This is a genomic window from Mongoliitalea daihaiensis (assembly GCF_021596945.1).
GTDB lineage: Bacteria > Bacteroidota > Bacteroidia > Cytophagales > Cyclobacteriaceae > Mongoliitalea > Mongoliitalea daihaiensis.
Map to the genome: position 1 here is coordinate 2,045,940 of NZ_CP063779.1, position 19,236 is coordinate 2,065,175.

Below are 19,236 nucleotides of genomic sequence, written 5' to 3' on the forward strand. Positions count from 1 at the left end.
TAAAGAGGATTAAACGGATTTAACACAGATAAAAATTATTTCTTTGGCGCACTAAAATCGCGCCTTTGCGCCTTTGCGTGAAACCCTTTTCTTTGTGCCTTAGCACCTTTGTGGCAAAAGTCTCTCGCAGATAAAGCGGATTGAACAGATTTAACACAGATATAATTGATTTCTTTAGCGCCCTTTGAATTGCGCCTTTGCGTGAAACCCTTTTCTTTGTGCCTTAGCGTCTTTGTGGCAAAAGTCTCTCGCAGATACAAGAGATAGATGAGGTTTCACATAGATGTAATTTATGTCAACAACTCCTTTGAAAATAGTGCCATTGTACCTTCCCTAACCTTTTCCAAATCAAGTTAAAGCTTTAATTAGAATTAAACTCTTCTTTAAGTGGTTTTAGTAAGTTTTTGAAATATAAATATTCGATTATAAAACTAATTTTTATTAATAAATAATTAAAATAGAATTTTTTTCAAGTAAATACTTGCATATTTATTTATTTTTTTTTTTTTTTTTGAATCAACTACAGAATGTAGGAGTTTAAGTTATAACCACTAAAATTCAACTTATGAAAATGAAAATGTTTACAGGGTTCTTAGCTGCAATCCTTATCAGTGTTTTGACCTTCCATCTGGAAGCTCATGAAAAATCCTTTTCATCAATGAAGCAAAAGGCAGTTTATGATGAAGTAACTTCTATTGGAATTAGCGCCATGGGCGTTGAAGGGAAATACGAGAAAAAAAGTGGATTTGTAGGAATGAGTTATTCTTGTGGATTTGCTTTGTTTTCAAAATGTGAAACCGATGATCAGCGTTTTGAACCAGCGTCATGAAGATGTTTTATCGAATTAATTTACTTTTAATTCTTGTTTTTAATTTCACAACTTCCTGTAATTCTCAGGAGGTTGTGAAATCTAATCGTTTAGGGAGTAATGATGGGGAAGGATTTATAATAAAAAATATAGGCATTAGCTCAAAAGAAATTCAAGAAGAATTTGAATTTACATCTGAAATGAGTGAAAATTTTTATTATGTCCCCTTGGAAACGACTGAAAGCAGTATTATCGGTAAAATTGATAGAGTTTTAAGACATGAAGATCGAATTTTTGTTTTGGATAGAGAAAGAGCAAGAAGAGTTTTTTGCTTCGATAGTAAAGGTAAGTTTCTTTATCGTGTAGGAAAGTTAGGCAAAGGGCCTGGTGAGTACTCTAATCTCGAAGATATAGTATTAGATCCTTCATCTAATCAAATAGGTCTTTTGGGGGATGATAAAATCGTTTGGTATACTATTTCGGATGGATCTTATGCAGGTATTGACACTAAGTTTGAAAAATTCTTAGTCGACAGAGTAAGTATGTTTGATTCAACTACGTTGATTGGCTATGCTAATAATCAATGCTTTTCAAAAAAATATTGTTCTAATTTTTATCGTTTTAACAAAGAGGGTGATGTGATAGATCAATATTTGCCAATACAAGCTAATGAAAAAAACTTGTACGTTGAATATGAAAATCCATTTTCAGGAGGTGTTTTCAGTTCAAGTTTCACTCATTTATTAAATGATAGTATTTATGTGATCAACGATCGTAATGAAATGGTGCCAAGGTATGTGGTTGATTATTCTGATATGGCACTAAAGGATAGGTCAAGTTTACCTAAAAATTCGCGTAGATATGATGATTGGATAAAAAAATCTATTGCCGAGGGATTTGTTATAGGGTTTGAATTTTTCTACGAGAATGACGAGATAATTCATTTTAAGTTTAGAAAAGGGAAAAGTTTGATTTGGAATCTTTATTCAAAAAAGAGTGGGAAATTAATTTCTGCGGAGTTTTCAAATGGGGATCAAGTTTTGATTTCACACTTGATTGTTGGTGTTTATGACAATCATTTTATCAGTATTACTCCAGAAAGGTTGTTGTTGATTCTACAAGAACATTTAGAAAATTCCGAAGAAGAGGAAGTTTCTAAATTTGAAAAAGTATTTGGAGAAGAACTAATATATCATATAAAATCAATCGATGGTATTTCGAACCCAGTATTGACTTTCTTTAAGTTAACAATAGAATGATAAAAATTAACCGATTAGTTTTTTATCTTTTCTTATTTGCTTTCGCTATAAGCTTATCTTTTTTGTTCTGGTTATCGTCCAGCAAATCAAAACTAAGTAATAATCTTTTTGTCTTAAAAAATGAATTAAGTGAATCGAAAAATGAATTAGATGTGTACAATAAATTATATGAGTCGTTAGCTTCCAGTTATTTAAATGTTTTTGAAATTAATAAAAATTATTTCACTTCATATCTTGATGACGTACTTGATATTAGCTATGAGTTGGATAAAAATTTATTAATTTTCGTAAATAGTGAGGCTGATTGTTCGTTGTGTATAGATAATGAGATGTTTTTTTTAGAAAGTTTAGTTCAAGAATTTGATGGAGAAATTGTAGTTTTTAGAAATTTTTTAAACCCAAAAGACCTTAAGTTTTTTAAAAGTAATTTCCCTGCGGTTCAAAACATAATATCAATAGATAATGATGCTTATGCTTCATTTTTTTTGGGCGAAAAGCCATTTCCTTTTTACGTTTTATTTAAAAGTTCTCAAAAACACCCCTTGTTTTTCTCTCCGAATACACACTTTCCTGATATAACTAAACGTTTTTTAGCAATCAAATTTAATGAAAACTAGATATAAACTAAAAAATAAAATTTCTATTCTTAGCTTTAAGTTGCTAATCTATCCACTTTTTACTTTTGGATTGCCTTTTGCCCTTTTTGGACAGGATTTTGCTAATGTGCCACTTACCCTAAAATCTGGATTTGGACCTTTTCAAAGCAGGTTTTATAAATTAAAACATAGTACTATAAACAAAGATGGAAAGATTCCTAAATCTTACATCTCTGGATTCCCTTCTACCTATGAAGTGATTGCCTGGGGATTGTTTCCAAATGATTTTTCTAATTTTTTAAAGAACCAAAGATCTTCGGTTAAATCGATTCCTGCTGAAAATGATGAGGATCGAGATAATATCGTAACTAATTTAGATTCACTTAGAAAAATGAAGAGGAGTTGCGTGAGGTTTGTTATTGGTTATGATGTTAATGGTTCGTTATTGGTTAGATTTGATATCAATCAAAATGATGACTTTTCGGATGAAAAGGACTACCTTTTCATCAATTCGGAAGGTCCAGAGTTTCTTACCGAGATGATTTATCTCCCGTTGGATGATTTTGGAAAAGAGGAGGGTACGTTAAGTAATATTCCTATTGTATTTAAGTTTAATCAGGAGCTTGGTTTATTTTATTATTCGGTCCCAATTTATGGGGAAGGTTCTTTATTTAATCATCAGTTTAAAGCAAACTTTGGGTTTACTTTAGATCCTGAAAATCAACTTTCAGAAATCATCTTTACCCATGATACTTCAAAAGTATTACAAGATGAACTTCTAAAAATGGATAAAAGAATTTTTCGAAATAGGGGGGTTGATTTGCAAAATCAATCTTTGAATTTGGAAAGAGTTCTTGTTAATTTTAAAATATGGAGTAATCATGAGGATGATTATGCCCCACCTTTTAAGGGCTATGAATTTACATCAGGGGAAGAAATATCTTCAACACTTTTACAAGGGAAATACGTTTTAATGGATTTTTGGGGTAGTTGGTGTGGCCCGTGTATTGCCGAGATCCCGAATTTGAAAAAAGCGATAGCTGCTTTGAGAGAGCAAAATATAATATTTTTAGGAATAGCTAATGATACTAAAAAAGCGTTGAATAGGGCTATCGTACAACACGAAATTGAATGGCCTCAAATCCTCTCTGATCGTAGTAATTTGATTTTGGAAAAATTCAATATAAGTAACTATCCAACTACATTGCTCATAGGGCCCGATGGGAAAATTATTGCAGAGAATATCCATGGAGAATCTCTAGCTAAGTATATCCAAGAGCAAATTGAAATCTATAATTTAGTGCTCAATGGAAAATGACTCTTTCTCCAAACAGTGCTAATTTTTTTATACCAAAGGGGTTTCTCTAAAAGGTATAATTTAAAGTGAAGATGTTAAAATCTTCACAGATAAAGAGGAATGAACTGATTTGGTGAAAAAGTCCCTCGCAGATAAAAGAGATTGAACAGATTTGACACAATGTTTCTCACAGATAAAGCGGATTGAACAGATTTGGCACAGATAAAATTGATTTTTTTAGGGCTTTTAAAACAGCTCCTTAGCCCCCCTGTCTTCCGTCAGGCAGGTCGGCGTGACACACTTTTCTTTGTGCCTTTGCGGCAAAAGTCTCTCGCAGATAAAGCGGATTGAACAGATTTAACACAGATATAATTGATTTCTTTAGCGCCCTTTGAATTGCGCCTTTGCGCCTTTGCGTGAAACCCTTTTCTTTGTGCCTTAGCGCCTTTGTGGCAAAAGTCTCTCGCAGATAAAGCGGATTGAACAGATTTACATAGATAAAAAATATATCTTTAGTGCCCTTAAAACCGCGTCTTTGCGCCCTTGCGTGACACCTTTTTTTTGCGCCTTAGTACCCTATCCGTGCTACCACGTACATCAATATGCCTGATTCAGGGCATGGTTTCAGGTGGGTATTTTACTCAATTTTGAAGAGTTAAATGTATTTCCCCAACGAAAAAGCCAAACAAACAATGAACAAGACGTTACTTACCATGGCAGCGGTACTGCTTACAGCCGGGCCATTACTCGCACAAGATTTATTTAATGGGTTCGGCACCAAGGGTATGGAAAATAAATACCTGAAAAAAGTGGACTCTTACTACATTCCACAGATGCAGATTGGGTTTGAAACCTACGTGGAGACCAAGCAAGTAGCCTTCGAATCCAAACTTAGCAGCTTTGCCAATTCTATGGAAGCCATGAGTAAGGGCGGTCAATATGGAGGAAGACAGGCTACATCTGCACGGGTAACAACTATTTTGGATGCTGGAATGGAATTAGCAGATTTTCAAAAGTTGGCAAATGACTTTCATGGCATATTAGAAGATGAAATTCGAAAAGCTGGCTTCAATGTGCTTGACATGAAGGAGGTTGACAAAATGGAGAGTTTTCAAAAAATTAAAGAAAAGTATTCAGATAAGACCGATAAAAAGCAAGGGAAGGCAAATGATGATGATATCGGTGCTAAAGCTATTAAAGTGTATCCAGATCACACCTTATTTATGTTTGATGAAAAATCCTTAATGAAAGGTGGAGGTCCTGCCTTTTATGGAATGCTTAAAAAAATTCATGCAGAAACGAATGCGGGAATGATTCTTCAAAACTTGATCATCGATTTTTCAACTGTTGAATTGGACGTTAAGATTGATGCAGGGACTAAGGGTAAAACTACCGCTGCGGAAATGAAGATTCTTCCGAAAATGCGTATCACTTACAATACTATAGATTGGATTACTCCTAAAGGAGGACCTAGCTCTGCTCCGTCTAGGTTGAAAGAAGAGTTTATTTCCAACAAGGAGTACACGGCTAATATTTATAGCGATCCGAAAAAGGCGGAGACGTTATTTGAATTTTTCTTTAAAGGAAAGCCTCCTGTTGACTTTGACCCACGGATTATTTCTATATCCAAGGAAGATTATATAGCGGCTGCCAAGGATTTATTTACCCAATATTCTCAGGAATTTGCAAAGACAATGGTCGTTGGGGCCAAGGGAAAGTAAGTGCGACTTACTAACCATAGCCGGGACTTGTGCCCGGCTTTTTTTTTGGCCTCGCAGAAGACGCAGAAATCACGGAAAAGAAGGCTTTTGTAACCTAACCGCTAAGAGAGCAAAGTCTGATTTAGAGGGATTAAAGATTTTGCTTTTAGCAACCAAACCTGCGTCTTTGCGCCGTTGCGTGAAACCATGTCTTTTAAATCAAATTATTCGCATACGCAAACTTGATTAAGCCTACGAGTGAAGAAGTCTTGGTCTTGCGGAAGATGTTTTTGCGATGGGTTTCTACGGTGCGCTCGGAGATAAAAAGTGTTTCCCCGATTTCTTTGTTGGATTTTTCCTGGGCAATGAGTTTGAGTATTTCCCGTTCACGATCAGTCAATAGACGTTCTTCGTCTGGGAATTGCAAACTTTGGATAATGATGCGGTTGATGTCATTGCTAAGGTATATCTTTCCATTTTTTACCGACTCAATCGCTTGAAGCAATTCTTTATGGGAATCATTTTTTAACACATAACCTGCTACTCCTTCTTTGAGGATTTCTTTCACCAAGTGGGTTTCGTCATGTTGAGAAAGCACGATTATTTTGGTATCCGGACTGATTCTTTTGACTACCCGTACTAAGGCCAATCCATCCATACCTGGCAGATTAAAATCTGTGATGAGTAAGTCTACTGCATGTTGTTTGACGAAATCCAGTGCCTTTTCTGCTGAATGCGCCTCACCGATTACTTCAATGGTGTCTTCCTTGGCAAGCATACTTTTGATTCCGTCTAATAAAATGGCATGATCGTCTACCAAAAATACATTCATGGCTTGGGTGTTTTTGACTTGTTTAAAGATAGCAAATAGTGCGGCTATATTCATACAGGCAAGTTAATTGATTGCAACTTGCTTGTAAATCCGTACCAGTGGGTATTTATTTGCTAGCACCTATCGGTGGATAGCTATTTTCTGTTGCTTTTTTGATCTCCACGCTGGGGATGTCAATGATGAATGAAGTTCCCGTTCTATCTGTTTGTGAGTCTACTTCCCATTGTGCTCCTATTCTTTGGAGACGGGACTGTATATTCCTCCAGCCATTACCAGTAGCATTTTTGAGGATGCTAGGATCAAACCCTTTTCCATCATCTTCGATAATCAAGGAAAGCTCATTTTCATGACGGGTCAGCTGTATGGAGATTTTTTGTGGGCTCGCATATTTGATCGCATTGTTGACCCATTCTTGGATAACTCTGTAAAGTGAAATTTCCTGTAACTCCTCTAATCGATCTTCCAAACCAAACACAGTTACCTCAATGCTGATTTTTCCGGATTGATTTATGCGCTGGGCAAATTCCCGGATTCCTTCTTTCAATCCAAATTGAATCAAGGTAGCGGGCATCAAGTTGAATGCGATGTTCCTGATTTCTTTATGCATCTCTTGTAGGATGCTCTCACTTTTGTCAACGACTTCTATCCTTGTTTCCAACTCATCCGAGTTCCCTTGAAGTCGCGATATATTCAACCGCAGTGCAGAAATTAATTGCCCAAATCCATCGTGTAAATCCTGTGCAAATCGTTTTCGTTCGCTTTCTTGAGACTCCAAAGCCGCATGGATATAGGCCTCTTTTACTTCCAGTTCTTTTTGCTGTAGGAGTAGTTTTTGTTCTTTTTTATTTCGGCTACGAACGAGTAATAAAATAGTCAAAACCGCAATCAATACCAACCCTCCTATCACTAGTGCAAAGAAGCTACGTTGCAAATCTTTTTGATTTTCGACAATGGTCAATTGTTGTTCTGAAATTTGCTGGTCTTTGAGAGCTGTCTCGTATTTCGTTTCAATTTCTGCCAGTTGGGCGGATTTGTCCAAGTTGAAAATACTGTCTTTCAAGGCGGTGCCCAATTTAAAATGAAATAGCGCCTGTTGGAAATTCCCTCTCTTTTCAAAAATGTCACTTAAGATCTGATGAGCCGCTGCTGTTCGTTGTTTATCCTCAACTTTTTCTGCCAAGGCTAAAGACTGCTTTCCATAAGTTTCAGCCATCACTGGATTATCCAGTTTTAAGTAAGCTTTTGCCAACGAGTGCAAAAGAAGGCTATGATCAAAGTCGTTGGTAAACTTTTCTTGATAGATGTCTTGTGCCTGCTTGTAGAAGGTGACGGCTTTTCCGTATTCGGAAGCATCCATGGCCAAATTCCCGAGATTGGTGGTGGTGATGGCGATGGTCTTGTAATCGTTGACTTGATTTGCTTGCAGCAATGAACGTTCATAAAAGTGTTTGGCAGAGTCTAATTCTTGGAGGTTGTGATAAGTCGAACCAATATTCAGCAAGAGTTTGTGGAGATTAGTACTGAGTTGATGGGTTTCAAATAATCCGAGTGCTTCTAAAAATGTTTCTAGGGCTTTTTCATTGTCTTTGAGAAAGTAATGAATATTTCCTACAGTGAAAGTCGCAGAAGCAAGCATGGATGGGTTGTCCAGTTTTCTGGCTAATTCCAGTGACTGTGTTGCATAGGCGAGTGCTTCGGGGTATTTACTTTGATTTTGAGCGATCAGAGAAAGGTTATTGTAAACAGCAGAAAGTCCTCGTTCATCCCCTTTTTGCTCGTAAACCTTAATCGCCTGCTCCAAATACATGGTTGCGGTATCGTAAGAAGATGCTACCCAATAGACTACGCCCGCAACGGTATAGCCATAGCCTTTGACCCGCAAATTATCGATTTGGTCCATGACTGCTAACCCATCAAACACCAGTTTTTTAGCTTGGGGAGAGTCCTCATACATCTTTTTCCAGGCTAAGTCCATGATGGCTTCTGCTTTGATGGTGTCTGAGGTGGTGGTTTGAATAACATTTCTAAGACTGTCTACGGGGTCTTGTTGTGCCACCATGATAGGACAGTATAAAAGAAAAGCGCATAAAAGGGATAAAAGATACTTCATACAATAGCCAAGATGTAACCTTCTCTGGGTTAAAATCAAGCGATTCATTGGGTGATTTATGTAGCTATCAATTCATCAGGATCATTCCATTCTTAAAAGGTTGGCTATCTGATTTGCTAACTAGCCTCCCAAAAAGTACAAGAAAATAATGAAATACGCAATTTTATTTGTTGGAATAAATTTTTGTTGTGAATAGACTCTATTGATCGTCTAAAGCGCTTATGCTCAATAGTTCCGAGAAAGATGGGATTTGAAATTAAGTACTTAATGAAACGTTTAATCTGGTAAATCAAATTTTTGAATTCGTATTTTTGGAATGACGTCAAGGATGGTTTCCATGGGAACTTAGTGTTAACTCTATAAACGTAAATCAAATGTCTACAACAAGAAAAATCTCAATAATGCTGATTGCTTTTGGCTTATTGACAGCAACTCCTAGCTCTTATACAGGTAATTTCGCGCTAGCGGGGACTACGTACGGAAAGGAAATGTCTGTATTTCCTGAATATCAAAAATTGTTTAAATCTTCCATAAATGTCATGGGAGTCAAGGTACCAATTGGTATCTCAATCGAGTATAATGGAGATCTTATTGGACATACCCACAAATGTTCATGGGCTTTTGCAACATGTGATAACTCAAAGGTGAGGTTTGTTCCATTATAATGATTTAAAAAATAGTTGTCAGTTAGTGCGGTTAAAATTCAACGGACTAACTGGCAACTAAAAATACAATAATATTATGAAAAAGTTAAGTTTTATTCATGTATTAGCAATATGTATTTCATTTGCAAGCTGTACTGATCATAATACCTTTTCGGGGTATCAAACAGACAAATCGAGATTGAAGACTATTGTTCTTGATAATCTTCACTTCGAAAAGAAAGTCATTCTTGATTCATTATTTGAAGTTTCTCGTCTTGTTTTTTTGGAAAGTAAAGAAGATGTTGTGATTGGTTCGTACGATAAAATCATTATTAATGACAGTCTTCTTTATATTTTGGATAAAACAATAACACACGCTGTTTATTGTTTTGACCTTCAAGGTAAATTTAATTTTAAGATTTCTAGTCTAGGCGAGGGACCGTCTGAGTATATTGAACTAAGAGATATTACTATTGATGGAAGTTTATTAGAAGTTTTAGATTTCGGCGGAGGAAAGATTTTGCATTATGATAAATATAATGGCAATTTAAAAGCCAGTCTTAAATTAGATCGAAAAACTAATTATAGATCATTCGAAAAGCTTAATGGGGTTTATACTGTTGCACATGGGAACAATTGTGGGCTCTTAGGTGATTGCTTTAATCTATCATTTTATGATGAACGATTGAGTAAAAAAGCTTCTTTTTTTCCAATTCATGATATATTAAAAAAAAGTGATTATCGAGGAGAAAATCACTTCTTCCGGAATTTGGATGAAGTCTATTTTAAAGAAGTATTGAATGATACTATTTATGAAATAAATTTTAATTCAGGAAATCCATCAGCAGCTTTTGCGATTGATTTTGGCCAATTTACAATGCCAAATAAGTTTAAATACTCAAGAAATAACTCCGGATTTCTTAGCATTCTTGAATATTCACAGAAAAATAATGTCACATGGGGAGTATATGATTTTTACAAAGCGGGGGAAATAGTATTCTTCAGATTTACTTTAAATAGTTTGAGAAGTGTTTTTGTTGATACAGAACGTATGAAGGGACTTACTTTTGATGGCTATACAACTAACAATCCGTTTCTTATAGGTGATCCTATAGGGGCATACAAAGATGATTTTATAAGTCAGCTCCCTGCCGAAAGAATTATAAGTATTCTCAAAAATAATTTTTATACAGAGGATTCGATTGCTTTAAGAGCTCTACAAAAAGAGTTTTTTGAAACTACTCAAAATTTCCAAGCTAGTGACAATTCTATTTTAATATTTTATCAAGTTAGGTTATGAATAAATTAATAAAATTAAGTTTCTTGATATTTCTGTTTACAGGATGTCAAGTTGATAATCGACATGTCAATGAAGCATATGAAAAGTCTATTTATGCTTGGTATAGTTCCTATTATCGTACCATTCAGGACTTTTATTCTGAATCAAAAGAAGAGGTATGGGTGTTATTTTTTGATTATGAAAAAGTCTGTGATACCTGTAAATTGGAAATATTAACCCAAGTTCGTGAAAGACCAAATGTTCTTGTATTAACTAATTTCCGTAATGAAATCAAATCATCTTTGTTTAAGCGTACCTATAAGCTAGAAAATATTGTATTAGATGGTTTGGTTAATTCTGATGACTATTTTCCTACTCCTTTTATTTTTCTAATGAAAGATAAAAGCATGTATCAATTGACTATCCTAGAAGAAGAGGCTTTAAAAAAAGGCACCCTAAAAAAATTGTTGAAAAATTAGAATAAGATGAGAAAAATTGTTTTTGTTTTCTTATTAATCATTTTGAAAAATGGACATTCATTCGCCCAAACCAAAGTATCAGGTAAAGTGATTCATGCAGATACCGGCGAACCGGTACCCTTTGTCAATATCATGATCCGAGAATTGGCGAAGGGAACTGTCAGCAATAGTCAAGGGGAGTTTAATTTTCTCCTGCCTAAGGATGCCAAGGCTGGACAGGAGTTAATATTTTCGCATATTGGTTTTGAGCAAAGTAGTGTGCTAATCAAAGATCTCTCAGGCAAACCTATCCAAATTGTTTTAAAACCGGATGAATATGAAATGGATCAGGCTTTGGTGTTGAGTTTTAAGTCCAAGGAAATCTTGAAGCGGATGCAAGAGAATCTCACACTAACTCAGTATACCGAACCTCATGAAATCGATATATTTTACCGAGAGCTGATTTGGGGGAATGATACGATTCAAGGTTTGACAAGGGCAAGTGGGTATGTGCATTCGGAGGGTTTTCATCCCAAGCATTCTCAAAAAAGCCAGGTATCAGGGAATGATTTCCACTTCGTAGGATTTGATCATATTCAAAAGACAGATTATGGGATAATTAATAAGCGTGGAGGAACAGTTCGAAAAAATATTGCTGCTCAAAAATTTCCTTTATTGATTTTCAGACTGTGGGATTTTAACCTTTCATGGTTTGATTATGAGTTGTTAGGAGGGAAGAATATTGGGGATAGATCGGTTTTTGTAGTAGCAGTCACTGCAAAAAATGATGGATTGGGCAGAAAAGCCAGTCGTTGGGGGTATGGTTTGTATGAATTGTTACAATCCTCTGTGTTTTATGTTGATCAGGAGGATTATGGAGTTCATTGGATTGAATTAAGAAATGATAAACTCAATGAAATCCAATATTCCAAACATCATGGTCAATATTACATCGAAAAATATACCACAGCTACCATTAAATTTGAGCGATTGAATAATGGGAAGTATGTATTCGCCTATGCAAATTACGATAATTACTACACTGATTTGGGATATGATACTGAACCTAACCCCAAACAATGGGAAGTGCGGGAATATGCAGAAATGTATGCCATGGATTACCAATTTGTTAATTTATCAGACGGGCAACTAATGCGAAAATATATGGCTCCAATTTATGGAGATGTCCCGTTTCGGAGGATAAACTATCATGTTGAGACGTATAATGGTTTGATTTTTATTCCAGGCCGTGCTCGCTACCACCCTGAGTTTTGGGAGGATTTCGAATTCCCGACTTTTCCTCAAGAGAAAGAAATTGAACTACAATTGAGTCTTAACCGACCGATTGAGATGCAATTCGCGGACTTTAAAAATAATCAATTAGTTTTACTTGAAAGGCTTCGCAAGCGTAATCGTAAGAGTCAGCATTATTGGGGGCGAGCCAGTCTACAATACAGTCCTGCGGAGTATTAATCTAATTGTCTAAATTGAATAGGTTTTCAATGAAGTTTTTGTTTTTGGTAATAAACTTTAAACTCGTATTGTTAAGTTAGTGTCTGTTTTAGTTTAAAAAAATTTAAATGATGAGAAGAGCTATAAGTGTGTTTTTTGCAATCTTTATCTTACTTCATTTGGTCAGTTGCGAAGTTGAGATCAAAGGTGTTTATCAATCCTACGAAAAGTCGATTTATAGTTGGTTTAGTTCGTATTATAAAAAGATTAACGAGTCTATTTCCAGCAGTGATGATGGGGTATGTATATTATTTTTTGATGATGAAAAAGTATCTGATACGGATAAAATTCAGATTTTAACTAGTGTAAGAGAAATGCCTGATGTGGTCATATTGACAAACTTTCAGGATGAAGATAAGGTAGCCATTTTTAAGGACCAAAATTCTCTTCATAACAAGATATTGGATGGTTTGGCAGATGCTGATGCTGATTTTTCAACTCCTTTTTTCTTTCAAATGAAAGATAGGAGTATGTATAAGTTAACCATCTTAGATAGTAAAGCGATTAAAAAAGGGAAGTGGTACAGCTATTGAGGTCAAAAAAGGTTCAAAATCAATAGCTCTCCCCTTCCGTAGGGAAGCTTCTTGCCTTCACATCTGCGATATAATTCTCCACAGCTTGTGTCATCGTAGTACGCAAATCGGCATACTGTCGTAAGAACCGTGGTTTGAACTCTTGTGTAATGCCCAACATATCATGTACCACCAAGACCTGACCATCCACATCCGGACCTGCACCGATTCCGATGACAGGTATGGTAACTGTTTCGGCCACTTTTTTTGCTAATGCTGCGGGGATTTTTTCTAATACTATGGCAAAACAACCACACTCCTCGAGGATCTTAGCATCTTCGATCAATTTTTGGGCTTCGGCTTCCTCTTTGGCACGTACAGTATATGTTCCAAATTTATAAATAGACTGTGGTGTCAATCCCAAGTGTCCCATCACAGGAACACCTGCGCTTAAGATACGGATGACAGATTCTTTGATTTCAGAACCTCCTTCTACTTTGATGGCATGTGCACCCGACTCTTTCATGATGCGGATAGCTGATCGCAGGGCTTCCGAACTATTCCCCTGATACGAACCAAAAGGGATATCCACCACCACAAAAGCTCTTTTGACAGCGCGTACTACGGAGGTAGCATGGTATATCATCTGATCCAAGGTAATCGGCAGTGTTGTCTCATGTCCAGCCATCACATTGGATGCTGAATCGCCCACCAAAATAATGTCAATGCCTGCGCTGTCCACAATCCCAGCCATTGAAAAATCGTAAGCAGTCAACATGGAAATTTTCTCTCCACGATTTTTCATTTCCTGTAAAATGTGAGTGGTGATGCGCTTGATGTTGGAAGATTGGTGTATGGACATGTTGGATTAGTGTAAGTGGGCTGTAAAATTATCTTTGCTTAGATCTACGGTAATATGTTCACTCAGCGTAGTGGCCAATTCAAGACCCGTGTAGTCAGGAGTTACCGGATAGCGTGTATGGCTGCGATTGACAAGTACGGCAACCTCTATTTTTTTAGCATGATCCTGCAAAAAGGGGAAAAGGGCATAGACCAAGGTTTTTCCTGTGTTCAATACATCATCTACGACAATGACGACTTTTCCCTCTACAGATATGTGCTCGCTCAACGTAATGGGAGCTTCTGCTACTGATTTTTTGTCTAGTTGTACTTCGATGGCTTTTGTTTTTATTCCAGATATACCACTTAAGGATGTTGCCAATAGATTGGCCAAGATTAATCCCATCCCAGTAATTCCGGCAAAAATGATTTCTTGCTCCTCATTGTTACGCTCGTAAATTTCATAAGCCATGCGGGTGATTTTCCGGTTGATCTCTTTATGATTGAGAACCAAGGTCATTGTGTCGCTCATGTATGGATGTGTTTCAGGTGTGAAAATTAAAGAAATGCATGCGGTATTCAAAGAAAGCCCGTTGCCTTTTTACTAACGGTGACTGTCCTCTTCAGTGAGAATATTGATGTAAGAATCGTAGCGGTAGGGATGGATATAGCCTTCCTCTAATTTCTCAAGCACCACGCAGCCGGGTTCATTGACATGTTGGCAGTTATTGTAATGGCATTGCCCAAGGTATTGGCGCATCTCCACAAAGTAATGGGATAGCTCAAAATCATCGATATCTAAAACCCCAAACTCCTTGATGCCCGGTGTGTCAATCAGATAGCTGTTAGGTCCAACGGCAAACATTTCGGCGAAGGTAGTGGTGTGAACCCCCTTGGCACTGAACTTGGAAATCTCTTTGGTGGTTTGCTTGGCATCAGGAACGAGTTTGTTGAGCAAGGTAGACTTCCCAACACCAGAATGACCGGATAGCAAGGTTGTTTTTCCCTTCAAAAGAGGACTAAATTGAGCAATAAGTGCCTCGTCATTCAGTGCCGAAATCTCATAGACTGGATAGCCCAAGGGTCCATAGATTTCTCGAATATCCTGAAGATGATCTAATTCTTTGTCTTTGAAGGTCAAATCCATTTTATTGACCAAGATGCTAGCGGGGATCCGAAAGCTTTCAGTACTCACCAAAAACCGGTCGATAAACCCTAAAGACGTTCGCGGATTTTTCAGCGTCACGATCAAAAAAGCCTGATCAATGTTAGAGGCAATGATGTGGGAGTGATGCGCTTTACGGGTGGACTTACGGATGATATAGTTTTCTCTCGGAAGGATGTCTTTTATGACTGTGGACTCTAAATCTTCCTCATTTTCCAAGACTACCCAATCTCCTACGGCGATTGGATTGCTCAGTTTTAAATCTTCTTGCTTAAATTTTCCCCGGAGGCGGGCATTTTTCGCTCCTTTTTCAGTCTGTACAACATACCAGCTGCCTGTTGACTTGATGACTCTTCCTTTCATTCCAGTTTATTCGGTAAGCGATAAATTCCCCTTCATCCATTGGATGATCTGTTGTTGTTCATCTGCGGTACAAAGTTCCAAACTTTGGATATTCATGAAAATAGCGTTTGAATTTTCTTCGGCTTTTTTTAATTTTCTATCAATATAACCATTCTTGCGACCAAAAGGATGTAAAAAAACAAAAGAAGGTTTTGCAAACTCCTTGTTGCCATTATTTATGGATAGATGGTAATAAAATGCTGCACAATTGAATTGATCATTGTGGCGGAAAGGATGTTTGATTTGGTTGATGAGTATTTCGGGATTTTCGTTGAAGTAGTTCTCTACAAGTGATTTTTTTACGGTATGTGGGGTATGACTGGAAAAAAAGTATCTTGACTGGAATCCCAATAGATGGGCTGCGTTCCATTGCCCTACATGAAAAGAAGGCTTAGGTTGAAATGACTTATTAGAGACTAGTTGATGATGATAATAAGTTCTCAGTTGATTCCAAATGTTTCGTAGCACAGGCCTCAGCAGCCAAGTGCCTCTCATGACGGGTTGATCAGCCACAAAAAAATCGGTTGGCTTGGTTGGTCGGATCAAAAACATATCATCGCTCAAAAAGAAGAAATGTTCGGAAATATCCTTGATTTTCCACAACATGGCCTCAATAGACCGACTGTTGAAAGTAGGTAAATATTCTAAATGGTCTCTGAATAGTTCTCGGTGATCAATAATCCGGATATCCTTCCATCGTTGGGGGAAGTACTCTTGGACGATTTCGTCAATGGCAGGGGTTTGCTCGTCAGTGACTATAAAAATATAGCGTACAAAAGGTGCAAATGTTAAGATCGAAAGAATACTGTATTGCAGTTCATTGGCATTGCCAAAACGCGTTTTTTCTGCACCGGGAATATGCTTTCTTGCCATTCCCTTCAACGCTTTACTCATCTTGGTCATATGCACAGGGTCTTCCCCATCCACCCAAGTAATCACTGCATCAATTGGTATGTTGCTGCTTTTACTCATCAAACAATTCCTTTAAATCTATCTGGAATCCTCACCACAAGCTTCCATTTGAGCATGGTCGGCTTGTTCCAAGCCCATATGGGGCGTGCAAAAGTTTGCAAGGTTCTAGCCAAGCGCAACCATTTTTCATCTACTTTTGGTTTGGAATTGGTAATTATGTCAATCGTACGTGCTCTTTTTTTGATATGCCCAGCTCTGCCCGTGGCCATGCGGTCTTTGTCCTTGAACCTGTCCAAAATCATATCATAGTCCACTGACCCAAAGTGGAAAAGATACAAATTGGGATCAATTCTGAAATTATGGCCTTTGACCCGATGAAAACCAGAACCCCAATTCACAGGTTTGGAAATCACCGAAGGTTTGGTGTAGCGGGATGAAAGCAAAGCGTAGCTTCGCTGTCCTAAAAACGGAAGACTCCGGTCGAGGATAGGCTCTGAATTTCGATCCTGTCCAACATCTATACCCAAGCCTGAGACACAAGGGTCAATTGGGATTTCACTAAGATAGGCCACAAGACTTTTGCCTATTGAGGGATCTACTACCAAGTATTCATCAGCATCGACTCCTATTACCATATCATAGGTCTCCAAAAGTGATTTAGCTATTGTGGACAAAAAGCCAAGTCTTCTCTTTTCCGCTTTGACGACGTGTTCAGCTACTCTTTTTTCATGAAAAACATTGACCTTTCCACGATTGGCAGGAACAGGCTGATCCTCACCGTCCAGATAAATGTAACAATGTTCTTCTCCCAATTCTTTTCCATAGTATGCTATCCATCGTGTCAAAAAAAAGTCATCGTTGCGAGCCATGGTGATGACAGCGATTTTTTTATTGGATGATGAATTAATAGTTGAACCCATTAGTAAGAAGAATTAACATGCCAAAAGTACTTTTATAAATGCTAAAATGAAAATGTAAGTTCAAATGGGAAAAAGGCTTGGTATTTAAGTAAGTTGATTTATTGAAATAAAATTCAAAAAATATAAAATTTGTATTATTTTAGATGTACTAAAATTTCTTATGGGTAGAATAAAGCATTTCTTCAAAAAACGATATAATCAGTTTAGATTTAATTTGTGTGCAAATGAAAATCTGTTCTACCTTGGCTTTTATAAGTATTTTTATTCTCCACCAAAAAATACACTAGCAGAATTTTTGGATCAGTATTCAAAAAAATACGCACCAATTACCTTTATACAAATTGGTGCAAACGATGGATTCATTTATGATCCTATACAAAAATTCATCAAAAGAGATGGTTGGAGAGGTATTATGTTAGAACCTCAGCCTGATGTATATGCAGGTTGGCTAACAAAAATTCATCATCAAAGACCAGAAATACAAACAATCAACGCTGCCTTAGCTCCAGTTTCAGGAAGTATGGAGCTGTTTACTATTTCATTTAGTTCCGACCGCTGGGCGACGGGTTTGTCAAGTTTTGATAAGTCTGTTCTTCAAAGAAAAATCGAAGACGGAACGATTCAAAAAAAAGCAAAAAAAGCAGGAGTTGTTTTACCTAAGCATAAAGAATCGTGGATTGCACCTCGAGTTATATCCACCATAACAGCAAAGCAACTTCTTAGTATGCTTGGGGAAACCCCATTAAATCTGTTGGTAATTGATACAGAAGGATATGATTTTGAAATCTTAAAAATGATAGATTTATCTCAGGTCAAACCAGAGGTTATCGTCTATGAAGATGAGCATTTTGATGAAGAAACTCGTGCTATCTGTGTTGCTTATCTCGAGAACAATGGCTATGAAAACCATTATGTTGGACGTGATGCATATGCGATAAAAGTAGGGTTTCAATTATAAAAAAAAGCCCCGAGTTGTGACCCGGGGCAAATATATAAAACCAATAATCTTAGTTTTTGCTCAAATAGTCAGCAACACCTTCTTTGGTAGCAGACATTGCTTCTTTTCCTTCTTCCCAGTTTGCAGGACATACCTCACCAAATTTTTCAACATGGTGCAAAGCATCTACTAAACGAATCATCTCATCGATATTTCTTCCTAATGGAAAGTCGTTGATTGTTTCATGTCTTACGACTCCTTGCTTATCGATCAAGAATGTACCTCTGTAAGCTATTGGAGCTCCTTCGAAAGTCAATTGACCATCTTCGTTATAGTTCCACTCACCTGCTAATACACCGTAGTTGTGTGCAATTGTCTTAGCAACGTCAGCTACGATAGGGTAAGTTACACCTTCGATACCACCATTTGCTTTTGGAGTCATCAACCAAGCCAAGTGAGTCTCTTCTGTATCCGTAGATGCACCTACTACAGCAACACCTCTTTTTTCGAATTCAGCCAGTTTCTCTTGGAAAGCCAAAATTTCTGTAGGACATACAAATGTAAAATCCTTTGGATAGAAAAAGAAAACTACTTCTTTCTGTCCAATGTACTGCTGTAAAGAGAAGTTTTCAATGATTTCTTCTCCGTTGATTACTGCGCCTGCTGTAAAAACAGGAGCTTTTTTTCCTACTAATGACATAGTAAAATAATTTAATTGTTTTGTTAAAGTTTAAGACAGTTTGCTCCAACCAACGAGTGGTTGAATACAAATTTGTTGTCATTGTTGGGTTTAGTGTGTTAAACCATTAGCAGTCATTCAGGTTCACTAATGGAAATACAAATTTACAACTCCCACCTTGCTTTCCCAAGCGTTGTAAAATAAAATATGGTTGATAAATTGTATGACTCATTTATAAAATCAATAATTTGGTAAAAATGCTTGATGAGTTCTTTTAATTTTATTTTTTGGAAAATCACTCGTCTAGAAATCTGCTTTTTCTGATGTTGTACAATTGTCTTTTATTTGGGTTTCCTTTACTTTTCTGTCAAGCA

Annotated in this window: 19 protein-coding genes; 11 read left to right on the forward strand and 8 right to left on the reverse strand. The window is 36.8% G+C overall.

The genetic code is table 11. The features are described from left to right. The first annotated feature begins 565 nt into the window (after positions 1 to 565). The 5 genes from IPZ59_RS08650 (at position 566) to IPZ59_RS08670 (ending at position 5,681) form a co-directional block, all read left to right on the forward strand. The gene (locus IPZ59_RS08650) at positions 566 to 829 is read left to right on the forward strand and encodes a hypothetical protein (RefSeq protein ID WP_236139460.1); all 264 of its coding nucleotides are present in this window, start codon (positions 566 to 568) and stop codon (positions 827 to 829) included. A gap of 74 nt (positions 830 to 903) precedes the next feature. Further along, positions 904 to 2,067 (forward strand): 6-bladed beta-propeller, encoded by a 1,164-nt coding sequence (locus IPZ59_RS08655; protein ID WP_236139461.1) that lies wholly within the window; start codon positions 904 to 906, stop codon positions 2,065 to 2,067. After that, on the forward strand, positions 2,064 to 2,684 hold the full coding sequence (locus IPZ59_RS08660; RefSeq protein WP_236139462.1) for a hypothetical protein: 621 nt from the start codon (positions 2,064 to 2,066) through the stop codon (positions 2,682 to 2,684). Before IPZ59_RS08655 ends, IPZ59_RS08660 begins: the two co-directional genes overlap by 4 nt. Positions 2,685 to 2,934: 250 nt before the next feature. After that, positions 2,935 to 3,981, forward strand: a complete 1,047-nt coding sequence (locus tag IPZ59_RS08665) for a peroxiredoxin family protein (RefSeq protein WP_236139463.1) — start codon at positions 2,935 to 2,937, stop codon at positions 3,979 to 3,981. Between the two features lie 671 nt (positions 3,982 to 4,652). Next, a complete protein-coding gene (locus IPZ59_RS08670; RefSeq protein ID WP_236139464.1) occupies positions 4,653 to 5,681 on the forward strand; it encodes a hypothetical protein in 1,029 nt (342 codons plus the stop codon). Positions 5,682 to 5,874: 193 nt separating this feature from the next. Here IPZ59_RS08670 and IPZ59_RS08675 read toward each other — a convergent pair whose 3' ends face one another. Next, positions 5,875 to 6,546: a response regulator gene (locus IPZ59_RS08675; protein ID WP_236139465.1), complete on the reverse strand. Its 672-nt coding sequence runs from the start codon at positions 6,544 to 6,546 to the stop codon at positions 5,875 to 5,877. A 52-nt stretch (positions 6,547 to 6,598) separates the two neighbouring features. Then, positions 6,599 to 8,551 (reverse strand): tetratricopeptide repeat-containing sensor histidine kinase, encoded by a 1,953-nt coding sequence (locus tag IPZ59_RS08680; protein WP_236139466.1) that lies wholly within the window; start codon positions 8,549 to 8,551, stop codon positions 6,599 to 6,601. 425 nt (positions 8,552 to 8,976) lie between these two features. On the opposite strand from IPZ59_RS08680, the gene IPZ59_RS08685 reads away from it, so the two are divergent. The 5 genes from IPZ59_RS08685 (at position 8,977) to IPZ59_RS08705 (ending at position 13,028) form a co-directional block, all read left to right on the forward strand. Further along, positions 8,977 to 9,267, forward strand: a complete 291-nt coding sequence (locus IPZ59_RS08685; RefSeq protein ID WP_236139467.1) for a hypothetical protein — start codon at positions 8,977 to 8,979, stop codon at positions 9,265 to 9,267. Between the two features lie 76 nt (positions 9,268 to 9,343). Beyond that, complete coding sequence (locus IPZ59_RS08690; RefSeq protein WP_236139468.1) at positions 9,344 to 10,546, forward strand: 6-bladed beta-propeller; 1,203 nt, start codon at positions 9,344 to 9,346, stop codon at positions 10,544 to 10,546. Continuing rightward, complete coding sequence (locus tag IPZ59_RS08695) at positions 10,543 to 11,004, forward strand: hypothetical protein (protein ID WP_236139469.1); 462 nt, start codon at positions 10,543 to 10,545, stop codon at positions 11,002 to 11,004. Before IPZ59_RS08690 ends, IPZ59_RS08695 begins: the two co-directional genes overlap by 4 nt. 6 nt (positions 11,005 to 11,010) lie before the next feature. After that, the gene (locus tag IPZ59_RS08700; protein ID WP_236139470.1) at positions 11,011 to 12,456 is read left to right on the forward strand and encodes a carboxypeptidase-like regulatory domain-containing protein; all 1,446 of its coding nucleotides are present in this window, start codon (positions 11,011 to 11,013) and stop codon (positions 12,454 to 12,456) included. 107 nt (positions 12,457 to 12,563) lie between these two features. Then, on the forward strand, positions 12,564 to 13,028 hold the full coding sequence (locus tag IPZ59_RS08705) for a hypothetical protein (RefSeq protein ID WP_236139471.1): 465 nt from the start codon (positions 12,564 to 12,566) through the stop codon (positions 13,026 to 13,028). Positions 13,029 to 13,047: 19 nt separating this feature from the next. On the opposite strand, the gene panB is transcribed toward IPZ59_RS08705, so the two are convergent. The 5 genes from panB to IPZ59_RS08730 form a co-directional block, all read right to left on the reverse strand. After that, complete coding sequence (gene panB / locus IPZ59_RS08710) at positions 13,048 to 13,869, reverse strand: 3-methyl-2-oxobutanoate hydroxymethyltransferase (protein WP_236139472.1); 822 nt, start codon at positions 13,867 to 13,869, stop codon at positions 13,048 to 13,050. Between the two features lie 6 nt (positions 13,870 to 13,875). Further along, positions 13,876 to 14,379 (reverse strand): phosphoribosyltransferase family protein, encoded by a 504-nt coding sequence (locus IPZ59_RS08715; protein ID WP_236139473.1) that lies wholly within the window; start codon positions 14,377 to 14,379, stop codon positions 13,876 to 13,878. Positions 14,380 to 14,451: 72 nt separating this feature from the next. Next, complete coding sequence (rsgA, locus tag IPZ59_RS08720) at positions 14,452 to 15,375, reverse strand: ribosome small subunit-dependent GTPase A (RefSeq protein WP_236139474.1); 924 nt, start codon at positions 15,373 to 15,375, stop codon at positions 14,452 to 14,454. Positions 15,376 to 15,381: 6 nt separating this feature from the next. Further along, positions 15,382 to 16,386 (reverse strand): Stealth CR1 domain-containing protein, encoded by a 1,005-nt coding sequence (locus IPZ59_RS08725; RefSeq protein WP_236139475.1) that lies wholly within the window; start codon positions 16,384 to 16,386, stop codon positions 15,382 to 15,384. Then, positions 16,386 to 17,246 (reverse strand): glycosyltransferase family 2 protein, encoded by an 861-nt coding sequence (locus IPZ59_RS08730; protein WP_236139476.1) that lies wholly within the window; start codon positions 17,244 to 17,246, stop codon positions 16,386 to 16,388. Before IPZ59_RS08730 ends, IPZ59_RS08725 begins: the two co-directional genes overlap by 1 nt. 160 nt (positions 17,247 to 17,406) lie before the next feature. On the opposite strand from IPZ59_RS08730, the gene IPZ59_RS08735 reads away from it, so the two are divergent. After that, positions 17,407 to 18,204: an FkbM family methyltransferase gene (locus IPZ59_RS08735; protein WP_236139477.1), complete on the forward strand. Its 798-nt coding sequence runs from the start codon at positions 17,407 to 17,409 to the stop codon at positions 18,202 to 18,204. Between the two features lie 49 nt (positions 18,205 to 18,253). Here IPZ59_RS08735 and IPZ59_RS08740 read toward each other — a convergent pair whose 3' ends face one another. Then, positions 18,254 to 18,883 (reverse strand): peroxiredoxin, encoded by a 630-nt coding sequence (locus IPZ59_RS08740; protein WP_236139478.1) that lies wholly within the window; start codon positions 18,881 to 18,883, stop codon positions 18,254 to 18,256. Between the last annotated feature and the right edge of the window lie 353 nt (positions 18,884 to 19,236).